At 37.2% G+C, this 14,491-nt stretch carries 8 protein-coding genes and 1 other RNA gene; 3 read left to right on the top strand and 6 right to left on the bottom strand.

Features of this window, described 5'->3' with window-relative positions:
- Positions 1 to 101 precede the first annotated feature (101 nt).
- From F6K06_RS06405 to F6K06_RS06415, 3 genes are all read right to left on the bottom strand, one after another.
- A complete protein-coding gene (locus F6K06_RS06405) occupies positions 102 to 2,225 on the bottom strand; it encodes a tetratricopeptide repeat protein (RefSeq protein WP_124145779.1) in 2,124 nt (707 codons plus the stop codon).
- A gap of 1,159 nt (positions 2,226 to 3,384) precedes the next feature.
- A complete protein-coding gene (psb34, locus tag F6K06_RS06410; protein WP_124145780.1) occupies positions 3,385 to 3,558 on the bottom strand; it encodes a photosystem II assembly protein Psb34 in 174 nt (57 codons plus the stop codon).
- Positions 3,559 to 3,629: 71 nt separating this feature from the next.
- Positions 3,630 to 4,466: a thiazole synthase gene (locus F6K06_RS06415; protein ID WP_287240232.1), complete on the bottom strand. Its 837-nt coding sequence runs from the start codon at positions 4,464 to 4,466 to the stop codon at positions 3,630 to 3,632.
- Between the two features lie 720 nt (positions 4,467 to 5,186).
- Between F6K06_RS06415 and F6K06_RS06420 the strand changes: the two genes are divergently transcribed.
- Positions 5,187 to 5,342 (top strand): hypothetical protein, encoded by a 156-nt coding sequence (locus F6K06_RS06420; protein ID WP_287240229.1) that lies wholly within the window; start codon positions 5,187 to 5,189, stop codon positions 5,340 to 5,342.
- Between the two features lie 1,068 nt (positions 5,343 to 6,410).
- Here the strand turns inward: F6K06_RS06420 and F6K06_RS06430 are convergent.
- The 3 genes from F6K06_RS06430 to corA form a co-directional block, all read right to left on the bottom strand.
- Positions 6,411 to 6,536, bottom strand: coding sequence for a hypothetical protein (locus F6K06_RS06430; RefSeq protein ID WP_287240227.1), 126 nt, complete (start codon positions 6,534 to 6,536; stop codon positions 6,411 to 6,413).
- 56 nt (positions 6,537 to 6,592) lie between these two features.
- Positions 6,593 to 6,982, bottom strand: an RNA gene (gene rnpB, locus F6K06_RS06435) — RNase P RNA component class A.
- Between the two features lie 838 nt (positions 6,983 to 7,820).
- A complete protein-coding gene (gene corA / locus F6K06_RS06440; protein ID WP_287240225.1) occupies positions 7,821 to 8,984 on the bottom strand; it encodes a magnesium/cobalt transporter CorA in 1,164 nt (387 codons plus the stop codon).
- A 357-nt stretch (positions 8,985 to 9,341) separates the two neighbouring features.
- Between corA and F6K06_RS06445 the strand changes: the two genes are divergently transcribed.
- Both F6K06_RS06445 and F6K06_RS06450 read left to right on the top strand, forming a co-directional pair.
- Positions 9,342 to 10,538 (top strand): lipid-A-disaccharide synthase-related protein, encoded by a 1,197-nt coding sequence (locus F6K06_RS06445; RefSeq protein ID WP_124145783.1) that lies wholly within the window; start codon positions 9,342 to 9,344, stop codon positions 10,536 to 10,538.
- A gap of 699 nt (positions 10,539 to 11,237) precedes the next feature.
- A complete protein-coding gene (locus F6K06_RS06450) occupies positions 11,238 to 14,357 on the top strand; it encodes an amino acid adenylation domain-containing protein (RefSeq protein ID WP_287323203.1) in 3,120 nt (1,039 codons plus the stop codon).
- Positions 14,358 to 14,491 lie beyond the last annotated feature (134 nt).

Raw genomic sequence — 14,491 nt, forward strand, 5'->3', positions numbered from 1 at the left:
TGAAACTAAGACTCAGTCTGAGTTATAACAACAATCGACTAATTCGTAGATTTCATCTCTCTGCAGCAATAACACTATAACCTATAATTTTTATTTTTTTACTACAACATACTTAAAATTTTAGGTAACAAATCTCTAGGAATCTTGGTAAGAGCTACATTTTGCCCTTGTATTCCATACTTGTTATAAAATTTACGGATAGTCCTGACAATATAATTCACAGTAGTTTCTTTTCCTTGTACTACTTCATTATTAATGTTAGTTTGTTGCTCACCAGTATAAGCCAGTAAGTGATAATCCAAAGCTGATTCTAAATTACTCATTTGACTGTCTTTGTCTAATTTAATGTTGGCTTCTATGGCTATTTGATAATAAGCAAGTCCAATATTATTATAGGTGGCCAATAAATCAAAGGTAAGCTGAGAAGGAGAAAAATGTTGAGCTATACTAACAGCCTGGGAATAAGCAGCGATCGCTTGATGAAAAAATTGATTCCGTATTTGATGTTTTTCAAATTGGTTGGCCAAGTGCCAATAAGTAGTACCTAAGTTATTTTTTGTCGCAGCATAAGCAAGGGGAGCAATTTCTGGGGTTCGATATTTTAAAGCTTCTAAATAAGCATCAACAGCTTTTAACATCAAAGTTTCTGATAGCTCTTGTTGAAATTGAGCTAAATTCCAATAAGCTATGCCCAAGTTATTTTGAATCATTGCATAATTTAGAGGTTCAATTTCTGGGGTAAAGTAATCAATAGCTTTAGTATAAGCTGAAATTGCCCCTTGCAAGTGAGCCACTGCTTGAGTATATTGAGCCAAATTCCAATAAGCTGCACCTAAATTATTTAATGTCGAAGCATAATCTTGAGTATGAGTTACTGTATCTAAGTACAAGATTGCTTCTTGATAGGCCATAACTGATTTTTCCCAATTCTTTTCTGCTTCTTGATAATTAGCTAAATCTCCGTAAGCTAGACCTAAGTTTTTTTGTAATCTGGCATAAGTCTCTTTCTGAGATGGGTTAATCTCACCTATAGCCATTTGATATAAAATAATGCTTCGCTCTAAATAAACTAATGAATCAGACTTACTAGATTTGATTTGACGAGATAACATCCAGTAAAGAGTGGCAAGATCGTTAAAAATATCAAGAACAGGAATTTGGGATGGAGAAAATTGGCTCTTATTTCCTGTATCTTGAAATGTCCACTCAATTACCATTTCATAAGCACGAATGGCAATAATTAAACTTTGTTCTGATACTTCACCTGCTAAGACGCGATCGCGATGAAAGTCCCCTAAAGCTTGGTAAGCTATGGCTAGTTCTGGAGATGGATATTTGGACTTGTTTAAATCTTGAATCTGTTTGAGAATTTGAAACTGTTGTTTTTCTAGGGATGTTTTTTCTTCACCAGACTTTCTAGAAATTTTTGACCATACTAAATTTGCTAGTTCAACTAATTCCCACTGTGGCAGTGGCGTATTCTCCTGTTCTTGGTCAATGCCAATGGGCAACTCTGGTAATTTTTGTGGAGCGGGGGGGAGAAGATGAACTGTCAGATTTTTTGATTCAACATCAATAGTAGTGTAAGACTTTTGTTCTAATGCCATTAATGGTCTTACAGTATTGATAGAAGGTAGGCTAATTTTTGGAGATAAGAAAGATTTAGAGTTTTGTTGATTTGGCAATGATGATTTATTTTTTCTAGGAGCTATAGGTGTGGGGTCTCCTTCAAATTCAAATATTCCTGTGTGCCAATGCCAAAATTCTGGGGCGGACTGTTTGATACTATTGAGCCAAGGTCGGTTAATCCAAAGTAATATACTGGATTCTAGGGTAGATAGATTTGTTTCTATTTTTTTGAGATTACTAATAAATGACCATTGAACTGTTGAAGGTTGTTTGGTTAAGCTTTCTACTCCAATAATTTGAAATCCTAATATTTGATATTTTTGTGTTTTTTGATATTCAGGATTTTCGGTAAACCATTGATTAATTTGAGTTACTGGATTAGGATTATTTAGATTTAAGTTGAGAGTAACAAATAAAAGATTTTTATGATTATTTGGCGTTTTTTCTGTGTAGTCGATAGTATTGGTTAAATCTACTTCTAAGTTTTCAACTAGGTTATTTCTTAGTTGTTGATTATCACATACAGCTATAAAAATTTGGCGACGTAGATTTAATGATAGAGCTTGTTTTAAGCGTTGATAGATTTGCCAGTTCAATTGAGAAATTGTTGTTGACCCAATGTCTATCACAGTTCTATTAGGGGGGTAGGTTTTAGGTGGTAGGTGGTAGGTGTTAGGTGGTAGATGTTATACCAATTTTATGTGAGGTGACACAGAATCATGAAATTTATTAACTTGTCTATATAGAATTACACTTAATTCTAATTAATATATTATTCTATGGAACTTAAAAGTGAATTTGGTATTAATTAGGGCTTGCTGATTAAATATAAAAGCATTTACATATAAAGACAAGTGCCTTTTTGGGAACGAAAAAAGTGCGCCTGTTTCAGCTCTTCACGCTCATGCATGGAGCGTATTTTAGGCGCATAGTTGCGCAGAACAATCTTGGGACAAAATGCCCGCTCCTACTTCCTCGCTCCCGATCCATTTCTCCTGTCTCCTACCCCTACTAAAATACTTTTTCAGCAAACCCTAATTATATAATTATAAATATATAGCAATCACCGAATCAGATGCGATAATTGAGGTATTTCTTTAAAGTATAGAATATAGCATTTATCTTAATTCATACATATTCATTTTTTTCTTCTTCACTGTTCCTAGTTAAGTGTTCTCTAAAAGTCTCCAATCTCTCAGAACTAAAATCATATTCCTATAAATAATCAGAGATTATTAGGTATGAAAGAAGAAGGTAATAAATAGCGTTTAAATTTAAAGTTTCTATTGATTCGAGGTGATTAATGGATAAATCAAAGCAAAAAAAATATTTTTCTAATTTTATGTACAACTGCACAGAATTATGAAATTTATTGACTTATATGTCTCCGTTTACCGTCTACTCCGATCGATATATTATTCTATGTAACTGAAAAATGAATTTGGTATTAATTCTATAGAAGCCATTTGATATCTTTGCAAAGGTAGGGTTTTTTGGATAATAAGTTAGGATATTGATATTTAATTACATAATATAGATATCTCCAACAATCAAAAATAAATTCAATTATTGCACTCTTATTAATCAATTATTTCCCCCTACTCTGTACGGAGGTTGCATGCAAAGTCCGTACTCCCTACTCCCTATTTTTGAGGAGATGCTTAATAGAACCCAAATGGGTTCTATAACTATGAAAACCAGACTCTTGAAAATTCAAGAACCTGGTTGAGTCTTTAAATAATTTTTACTTAAAGTTTAAGCAGAAACAGAAAAAGCAACAAATACTAAACTACCTACTAATACAGCTCCTAGAGTTCCTAAAACTAAATAGTTCATTTGTTGTTTTTGATCTGGAGCGTCCGCTTGATACATTTTTGGCTCTGCAGCAAAATTATTTAGACGTCCACCTTCTTCTGTTGTATATGGCATGATTAGATCCTTTATTTTTTTTTTATGTTTACCTAGCTTAACATAAATTTGGTGAATATAGGAAATTATTACTAGCTTTGAGCCGAATTAATCCTTCCAGTCAATGGTGAAGAGGCGATCGCATAATCTTTTTTGGGTATCCTTCCTGCTAAATAGGCCAAACGTCCCGCTTCTGTCGCCATTCCCATTGCTTTGGCCATCACTGATGGATTTTTAGCTAGAGCGATCGCTGAATTAATTAGTAAGGCATCTGCTCCCATTTCCATTGCTTGAGTTGCTTCACTGGGAGTACCAATTCCTGCATCTAATACCACGGGAACCTTAATATTGTCAATTATTATTTGAATATTAGCAGCATTTTGTATTCCCTGGCCAGAACCTATAGGAGAACCCAGGGGCATAACTGTGACACAACCAGCTTCTTCAAGTCTTTTGGCTAGTAGTGGGTCAGCATTAATGTAAGGTAAAACAGCAAAACCCTCTTTAATTAATTGTTCTGCTGCTTGTAATGTACCGATAGGGTCTGGGAGTAAATACTTAGGATCGGGAATAACTTCGAGCTTGACAAAATTATTATCTTCTTGACCCAATAATTTAGCCATTTCTCGTCCCAGTCTGGCAACTCTCACAGCATCTTCAGCAGTTTGACAACCTGCGGTATTTGGCAACATCCAGATTTTTGTCCAGTCTATAGCTTCTGCCAAACCTTCATGGCCAGGAGCTTGAGTTTGTACCCGTCGTACTGCCACAGTTACTATTTCACATCCACTAGCTTCTATACTTTGCTGCATTTTTTCTATGCTGAGATACTTGCCTGTACCTGTCATTAGACGGGAACTAAATTTTTTATCAGCAATAATAAGAGGTTGTTCTGGAGTTTGTGAAGTTGGTTTTTCTGCTATTTGCATTGCTTAATTTTGATGTTTACCGAACAGCTTTCGTTGAAAGTCCTTGTGCTTCAGCCGAGGGATGAAAACGAGTAAATCGTTCAGACTAGAGGGATAAATCCTTCTTGTTCTATGATACAATCTTTTTCATCTCTAAGAGTTATTATATGTACGGTTGTCAACAAATCCTAGTTAATCAATACAAAGAATTAATCAACATATTAAAGTTTCTCTGTGAACAAGCTCACAAATTAACTAATATGGGGATTTATTATGCTAGACAATTGTATTTTAAAGCTCAAAAAGCTCTCGGTAAATTTTACCTATAAAAAGAATATAAAACCAATAACCACTATAGAATTTTACATTCTCAAGCTGCACAACAAATATTAACAACTGTAGCAGAATCTTTTAAATCTTATTATGGATTAGTTAAAGCTTATCAAACTGGAAAAATAGCAGACAAGCCGAGAATACCTAACTATAGGAAAAAAAGTGGATTAGCAACAGTCAGTTATCCTAAGCAGGCACTTAAGCTGAGGAACAATTTAATTAGAGTATCATTAGGAAATACTTTTCAACAATTAATAATTAATAATTAATAATTAACAATTACCTCTCCTGGAAAAGAAGAAAATTGACTCAAAGGAAAATTTTTTCTTGTTTCTACTTTAAAGGATAGGCTTTAAACCTTAATTATTCGGTAAGAGGTGGTTTGGACTAGATAGCTTTAATATTCTTATGCCAAGTAATCTGAATTTTGCCGACATCAAACAGTTAAGAATACTACCTCGCAATCAATGCTTTTATTTGGAATTTATTTATGAAAAACAAGTAGCAAAAGTCAATTTTAATTCCCAGAATGTATTAGGTGTTGACTCTGGTTTAAATAATTAGACTTGTCGCTTTATAACTATAAAAAACTGCTAAACCCTTATCATGTAAGGATTTTAGCAATTTCCAGTGCAAAACGTATGGAATTACTACTGTGTCTTAATTTGAGCGATTTTTTCTATCTATTTAGCGACAACTCTATTGGTTAACTTGCGTTTCCAACGTTGGTACAAGTTTTATTGTTGATGGCCAGCAGATTAAATCAATGAATCGTTGGTATAACAAGCAAATATCAATTATCAAAGCAAATAAACCTCTTGGGTTTTGGAACAATAAGCATGACACTAGGCTTAGACCTGAGTGGAGTGTCTAGGGCGATTTTGACTTCGCCCCACAGGATGAGACTGTGGTCAGTTAATAAGATAAAAATGCCGAAGGACTCGGCTAATGCCAGTGCTGAAACAACCTTATTAGAATCTCCTGAGCTTCAGCCAGGAGAGTAGTCAAAACTATTGTAAATTTTTTATTTAAATCCTAGTTTTTATGTTTATAGGAAAGGAAGCTACAGAAGATGAAGATATTTCTGGTATTGCTTCTGGGGAAAATTCCTGAATACTCGATCGCAAAGCGGAACGGATGTTCTATCGCCTCTGAGCAAGGAAATTTAGTTGAATAAAAAGTCATGCGTATGGGCGAACGATCCCTTATACTTTTTATAATATCACAAAAATTGTGAGAATGCAGCCAAAAATCATTTGACGCGCTGACTTTTTTGGAGCTTCATAAAATGAAAAAGTTTGTGGTTTTCCACTGAGGAGGTATAGATGGAAAGATTAGGTGATAGGAAAAGCCAGCATATCTTGGAAGCTTCACAGAATGCAAAAGTTAGTGCTGGCTAACATAGCGGTCTAAAGGAATGAATCTTCTGATTCTAATCTTAAAAAGAGGGGAGTATTTTTCAATCTTTTTCCTGTTCCTGTATTGCCCCTATTCCACATTACTCAACCTACATATTAAGGTAGTGATTATTTCTCAAGCCTAAAAAACTTAATAGTAAGGAAAATACCGAGTAAATTCTATGATTAACCATAAGCACCGTGAGGCAAAAATCCCAAAATTCGCTTCAATCTTTCATCTGCTTCTTCTTTCAGGTGTTAATACATTGGGAATAACTAAAAAACCATTAGTATGAAAATATTCAATCCATGTATTTAATTGTTCTGTTGATGGAGTTTTATCAGCTAAATATTCAGGCATTTTTTTTCATTATTTTTTATAAGTATTAATTATTAATTGCTTTGGGATAAAAAATAAGGAAAAAGTAGGGAGTAAGCCGGGTTCTGTTCCCTTAACTGAAACCAGCTAAGAGGGCAATTATCTATCTGGGATGCCTGTTACCAGACACCTCTAGCGGTAAACTTGACAATGGAGCTGGAAAAAGACCAACCATTGCCCCTCCGACCTTGCTCCCCGCCGGGGTTTACCTAGCCAGTACCTCACGATACTGCTGGTGCGCTCTTACCGCACCTTTGCACCCTTACCTCAGAGACTTGAATAATATCTGATCTCTATGGCGGTATTTTTCTGTGGCACTATCCTCACGATCGCTCGCACTGGGCGTTATCCAGCAAGCTTGGTCTTTTGGGAGCCCGGACTTTCCTCAGACCCAAGATATTGAGTCCGCAACTGCCTCGCCTACTTTACCCCTATATTTACATATTAGCAAATAAATAACCTATTGTTAATTTTTTACCCAGGATAATTTTGATGATCAGTATAGAAACAATTAATAGGGAGTGGGGAGTAGGGAGTAGGGGGAAATAATTGATTAATAAGAGTGCGATAATTGATTTTATTTTTTATTATTGGAGATGTCTATTATACAAGTTTAAAAAAAGAATGCTAGAAAAAGGTAGATGTCGATCAGATCTGCTTAAAAATAGCCGATCTAGTTCATTTTAGATAGTTATATCTATCATTTTTCCCTTTTTTTCAATATATACCCCTTTTTCCTCTCTTGGTGTGCATTCCCTTGCGTTTGCCGCCGACGCGGAGTCGCACCGCTTCTTCCTTCTTTCTTACTTCTACCTTATGTAACAAACATTTATCAAATTGTTATTAATCATCTATCTGAAATTTAATATCATCCAGTATTAATGTATAAATGTATTTTTTTTCTAAATAACTACTATTTTGCGACTATAAGGTATCTATTAAAATAATTTATTAGGGACACTAAAAAGTTGCTTATTGGTGAGTTAAGACTTTGTATTTTATCCTGACTCCTGAATCCTGAATTCTGATTTTTAATGCTACATTTTGAAGTACCTAATATAGACTTTAATGTCGTGAGCATTCAGCTATTGAACATATTCAAGCAACGACTAAGGTTCGCTAATGACCAATTTCATTAATAACTTTTCATTCTTCTTCTAGACTAATTATTCCTGTCAAAATAATGAGTTAATAACTCATAGCTCATAGCTGATAGCTGACCGCTGTTTGCGCAGCATTCCGTAGGAAATGCTTACTTAATCTATCCTAATCTTCTGCTTCGATAGTAGTTGGAAGATTTTCAAACCATCCTCTTCGCCAAAAGAAGTAAATCAAACTAATAGCAGTAGAAAACATTATGACTAAGCAAAGAGGATAACCATAATACCAATCTAATTCTGGCATATTCCAAGGAGAATCTGCTGGGTCAAAATTCATCCCATAAATTCCGGCGATAAAAGTTAAAGGAATAAAAATTGATGAAATAACAGTTAGTAGCTTCATTACTTCATTCATTTTATTATTGACAGAGGACAAATAAATATCCATTAAATCAGAAGCTAAATCTCTGTAAGTTTCTACTATATCTCTGAGTTGAATTGTATGTTCATAACAGTCTCTAAAATAAACCAATACATCAGGATTGATTAAATTACTACCATCTCGAATCAGAATATTAATTGCTTCTCTTGATGACCAAATAGCTCGACGTAGTGTTAATAATTCTCGCCTCAGTTTATAGATTTTTTGCATGGTATGACGGTCTGGTTTAAATACTACTTCATCTTCTAATATCTCTATCCTTTCTCCATATTCTTCTAATACAGGAAAAAATCCATCAATGATTGTATCTACTAGAGAATAAGCTAAATAATCTACTTTTTGTTTCCGAATAATTCCTTGATTATTTTTGATTCTTTCTCGTACAGGTTTCAGACAATCATATTCAGGATTTTCTTGGACTGTGATTAAATGTTTTTCTCCTAAAATAATACTGACTTGCTCTTTTTCAAATGATTCTGAATCTGATTTTATTCTTACCATCCAGGTAATAATTATGAGTTGATTTTTGTCATGTATAACTTTAGGTCTTTGTGGTATATTAACAATATCTCCAACACTCAGAGGATGTATTTGAAATACTTTTGCCATCTGTTGCCAAGATGTTTTATTGCCTAAACCAAGTACATTAATCCAAGAAATTGAATCTGATTTGAGGTAGGGAATACAAATTTCTGGGTTTGCTATTTTGATCCTGGTAGCTATATTTTTTGTATAATCTATCAGAGCCATCTCTGGTGGTGGAGCATCAGGTTCTAAATTGAGAGTTCCAGGTAAATCTTCTGGATCGTCATAATAATAGTCAACATGAGATTCTTCTTCTGAAGGTAATTCATAAGAATTAGGTTGTATATTGATTGAATGTGCCATAATTTGAAAATATGAAAATTATAAGTACTACTTCTAACAATTTTAAGTTTGATAAATAAAGTGATATAAGGTGATTTTCTTTTAACTTTATTTTTTTGATAACAGGGGTTGAAATATATTTTTAAATTGACGTTATATCATGTCTGCTTAATTAGTGATAAAAAACTTTCTTATTCTTTTACTTCTTTATTTCCTCCTGACTCCTGTACGTCGCCAATCCGACGGATATTCTACCTGACTCCTGACTCCTCCGTTGTTATTTATTAAGTATTCAACCTGACATGATATTATTCCTTCTTATCTTTAATTTTGACAATTGGAAAACTTAAAAAATTTATATTTGTCTCAATAATAATTATGAAAACAAAAAATATACTGTTTTTAAGTAATGGTCACGGAGAAGATACACATAATTGTCAAATTATTAAAGCTTTTACAAAAATTTGTTCAGATACAACTATATCAGCTATGCCTATTGTTGGTGCTGGTAATAGTTATAAAAATTTAGGAATACCAATTATTGGCCCTACATCAAATATGCCATCAGGGGGTTTTTTTTATCTAAACCCTTTATTATTATTTAAAGACTTGGGACAGGGATTAATTAGTTTAACTTGGCGACAGTTACAAACAGTTTGGCAATTTGCAAAAAACTGTGATTTAGTTATGGCTACTGGAGATATTGTAGTCGCAGCGATCGCTTATTGGACCAAGTTGCCTTATGTGGTGTTTCTTTCGGCTGATTCTAGTTATTATGAAGATCGAATTAATTTGGGTTTAATATTGCCAAAATTACTGAATAATTCTAGATGTTTAAAAGTTTTTGTTAGAGATGCTTTGACTGCAACAGATTTAAACCGACAAGGAATTAAAAAGGCAGAATTTGTCGGTACGCCTGTGATGGATAATTTAATTTCTACAGGAAAAGATTTACAGCTTAAACCAGGATTATTTACTATTGGTATTTTACCTGGTTCTCGTTTACCGGAGGCTGGCAGAAATTTATCATTGCTACTTAAATTGGTCAGAGAAATTGTCAAATTTATGGGAGAAAATGTTTGTCAGTTTCGAGTAGCTGCTGTTCCTATTTTAATGTCTGAACTAGAGGCAGTCGCTACTTCTGAAAATTGGCAATATCAAGCAGGTAAGTTGACGTTTTTAACTGAGGAATATTCAATAGAAGTAATTTTTTACGAGGATGCTTTTGCCGATATTTTACAACAATCAAATTTGGTAATTGGGATGGCAGGAACTGCAATTGAACAAGCAGTAGGATTAGGAAAACCTGTCATTACTATCCCCGGTGAAGGTCCTTCATTTACTTATCGGTTTGCGGAAGCTCAAACCAGACTTTTAGGTTGTTCAGTACAGGTTATTGGTAAACAACCAGCTAATAATTTTATTCTGCAAGAAGCAGCTCAAAAAGTAAAAGAAACTTTGGCAGATAAGGAATATTTAGAAGCTTGTATTCGTAATGGTATTCAAAGGATGGGTAGACCTGGTGGTAGTGAGAAAATAGCTGATTATTTAATTCAATATTTGAGTAGGGAATAGGAAGTTCATTAATGGATAATGGATAATTCATTAATGGATAATTACCTCTGGTTAAAACCGTTACGGAATTGAATGTAAGGAAATATTATATTATGTCTGGTAGCATCGGTCTTGTATAGCAAAGGTAGGCAACAGGCAACAGCTCATCTGGCAACAGGCAGGAATACTTAAGAGCAAGAAAAAACTTAAATTTCCTGGAGATATTCACTCTTGGGTTTACACAAACGATACCAGCGGACATGATATTATTTCTTTTCTCTTGGTCGATTGGATATGGCTCCGAGACCTCGCCATCCCACCCTGCGGGAAGCTACGCTAACGACCAATTTTTCCCCTTGAAAGGGGAGGCTTGAAACCAGAATTATTTAATTATTAATTAGGGCTTGCTGATTAAATCTAAAAGTATTTACAGATAAAGGTAAGTGCCTTTTTGGGGCCTTGAAAAAGTGCCTGATTTTCAGCTATTGATGCTCAAAAAGTTAATATTTTAGGCGCATAGTTGGGCAGAAAAATCCCAAATTGACAATTGTTACTCCTACCTCCTTGCTCCCGACCCATTTCTCCCGACCCATTTCTCCCGACCCATTTCTCCTGTCTTCCCCTCCTGGGAGGGGTTAGGGGTGGGTTGTCTCCTACCCTCACCCATACTTATTAGTAAAACGACTCAACCCTTGTCGAGATGCTAACCGACACCCTCTAATTCAAGTCGATTTCACTTGGCGCAAGCATCGCTGGTACAAACCGGAGAACCCCGAACTCCCAGCAGGTGAGAAAGCACTGTCTATCGAGCCATACTTAGCCGTACACCAACAGGGTTCCGTATTTGATCTGAGTTTGGCAATTGAGGAACTTGACAAATCTCTCCATTTCATCTGGGAATATAGTGCCGACCTATTTGATGCCAAAACTATTCGCCGCTGGGCGAGACATTTAGAATGCTTGCTAGAATCGATTGTCGCCAATCCACAACAGCGCGTTGCGTTTTTACCAATCCTGAGGTCAGAGGAACAACATCAATTGTTGGTGTCCTGGAACAATACTCAGACAGATGCTCCCCAAGATAAGTGCATTCATCAGTTGTTTGCAGAGCAGGTAAAACGGAGATCAGACAATATCGCGGTAGTTTTTGGGAACGAACAAATTACCTATCGGGATCTGAACGCTAAGGCAAATCAATTGGCCTATTATTTGCAATCTCTGGGAGTAGGTCCAGAGGTAATAGTGGGGATTTGCATAGAGCGCTCGGTTAAAATGCTGGTGGGATTGTTGGGCATTCTCAAGGCAGGTGGGGCGTATTTACCCTTAGACCCTAGCTATCCGCGCGATCGCCTGGCTTATTTGCTAGAAGATTCGGGAGTAACTTTGCTGTTAGCTTCCGAAAAGTCAGTGGTTCGACTCCCAGAAAGCAAGGGACGGGTTGTTTTCTTGGATAAAGATTGGCCGGTCATTTCTCAGTATAGCGCGGAAAATCTTGCCCTTCGTACCCAACCAGCTTCTTTAGCTTACGTCATCTACACTTCAGGTTCTACCGGAAAGCCAAAAGGGGTGGAAATCGAGCATAAAAGTTTGGTAAATGCCTATCGTTCCTGGGAGCAAGCTTACCAGCTACGTCCCCAGAGCAGCCATCTGCAAATGGCGAGTTTCTCCTTTGATGTCTTTACGGGAGATTGGGTTCGCGCCCTTTGCTCGGGAGCCAAATTAGTTCTCTGTCCGAGGGACTTTTTGTTAGAGCCAGAAAAGCTGTATCAATTGATGCTCCAAGAGCAAGTCAATTACGCAGAATTTGTGCCAGCGGTAATGAGAAACTTAATCGAGTATTTGGAGAACACCGAGCAAAACCTAGATTTCATGAAGGTATTGGCGATCGGTTCCGATAGCTGGTCTGTGCAAGAATACCAACGATTTCGCCAATTCTGCGGTTCGGGAACTCGGTTAGTGAATTCTTATGGAGTCAGCGAAGCAACCATTGACAGTTGCTATTTTGAAAGCACCAAGCTCGAGCGACCCCTTGAGTCCCCAGTTCCTATCGGTAAACCCTTTGCCAACGCTCTTCTCTATATTCTCGACGATCATCTCCAACCGGTTCCCATCGGCGTACCAGGAGAACTGCATATCGGTGGCATCGGTTTAGCCAGAGACTATCTCAACCGTCCGGAGTTAAGTGCAAAAAAGTTTATTGCTAATCCTTTTATACCAAATCCGGTAGAATACTTACACTTCGGTGGCAATAAGGCAGAACCCACCCCTAACCCCTCCCAGGAGGGGAACCGTCTGTACAAAACCGGAGATCAGGCACGCTATCTCCCGGACGGCAACATCGAACTTCTCAGTCGCATCGACAACCAGGTAAAAATTCGCGGCTTCCGGATCGAACCAGGAGAAATCGAGGCGCTACTGGCGAAACACCTAGAAGTGCAGCAAGCTGTAGTTATACTTCTCGGAGACCAACCGAGTAACAAGCGCCTGGTGGCTTATGTAGTTCCCAATCAATCTTTTTCTCCATCTTCCCAGAAAAATTGTAGCGACTTTGTCAATAACCCCTTGTATGGGAAGCAAATGCAGAAACTAACTCCAAAACTGCGTGCTTTTCTCAAGGAAAAGCTGCCGGACTATATGATGCCTTCGGCTTTTGTGATGCTAGACTCCCTACCCCTAACTCCCAACGGTAAAATTGACCGGCGGGCGCTCCCCGCACCAAAGGGGACTAGCAGCGGTAGCGATGCCAATTTTATTGCACCCCGGGATACCCTAGAATTGCAACTGACACAAATCTGGTCTGATGTTTTGGAAGTTTCTCCCATAGGCATCCGAGATAATTTCTTTGACATCGGCGGTCATTCTTTGTTAGCGATTGCCTTAATTGCTCGGGTGCAACAACAGTTAGGCAAAAATCTCTCTTTGGCACCACTTTTGCAAAGTCCGACTATTGAGCAGCTCGCCATTTCTCTGCGATCCGGCGAAGATTCTGGGTCAACCTCACCCCTAGTTGCGATTCAGCCCAATGGAGATTTACCGCCTCTATTCTTAGTCCCTCCCAGCAGCGGCACAGTCTTATTTTATCTAGATTTAGCCCGCAATCTGGGGAGCGAACAACCGATTTATGGTTTGCAAGCGCCTGGTCTCAATGGAGAGCGATCGCCTTTTACTACTCTCAAGGAACTCGCCACTCACCACCTAAAAGCAATTAAAACTATTCAACCTCGCGGTCCTTACTACTTGGTTGGTTTTTGCGTGGGTGGTCATTTAGCTTTAGAAATGGCACAACAGTTACACCAACAAGGGGATACCCTGGCATTGCTAGCGCTAATAGAAGCTTCTGCTCCCGAACACCACAGGCTTCTGATTGATAGCACGCCAGGAAGAATGCTAAGTCCCGATATTTTTTATCTCAGATTATTTGCTGAAGAAATGAGCGCTCCTTGGGGGAAAGAAGTTCTCGTATCCTGTGAGGAACTACAACAACTGATACCAGAGGAGCGATTGGGGTATGTCCTCGAACGAGCTAAGATGTTTGATCTATTGCCGGAGGAAGTGAGAGTTGAGGATTTGGAAAATTTGTTTGAAGTTTTTCAAGCCACGGCTATTGCGTCTTATAACTATGAAGCGCGACCTTATCCAGGTAATATTGTACTGTTTAATGCCAGCGAGCAGCTAATAGATATAGGGGGTGATCGGACTTTAGGTTGGCGAGATTATGTTGGGGGAGAAATTGAAATCCACGAGATTCCTGGAGAACATTTCTCGATTATCCGGGAACCTCAAGTGCGGGTTTTAGCAGAACGGCTGAAGCAGGCACGCGATCGCGCTCTGGCGAATTAATATTGGACCGATGGGCGACAGTCGAGTTGCGTTGTAATAATAAACGCTTTTATTATTAAGATAATAAGTTATTTTTAATTTTGATAAAAGCAAAAACCTTGCAAGTCAAGGATTTTAGCGATACCTTTTAAAGG

Origin of the sequence: Okeania sp. SIO1H4 (assembly GCF_010672695.1) — a bacterium.
Lineage (GTDB): Bacteria > Cyanobacteriota > Cyanobacteriia > Cyanobacteriales > Microcoleaceae > Okeania > Okeania hirsuta.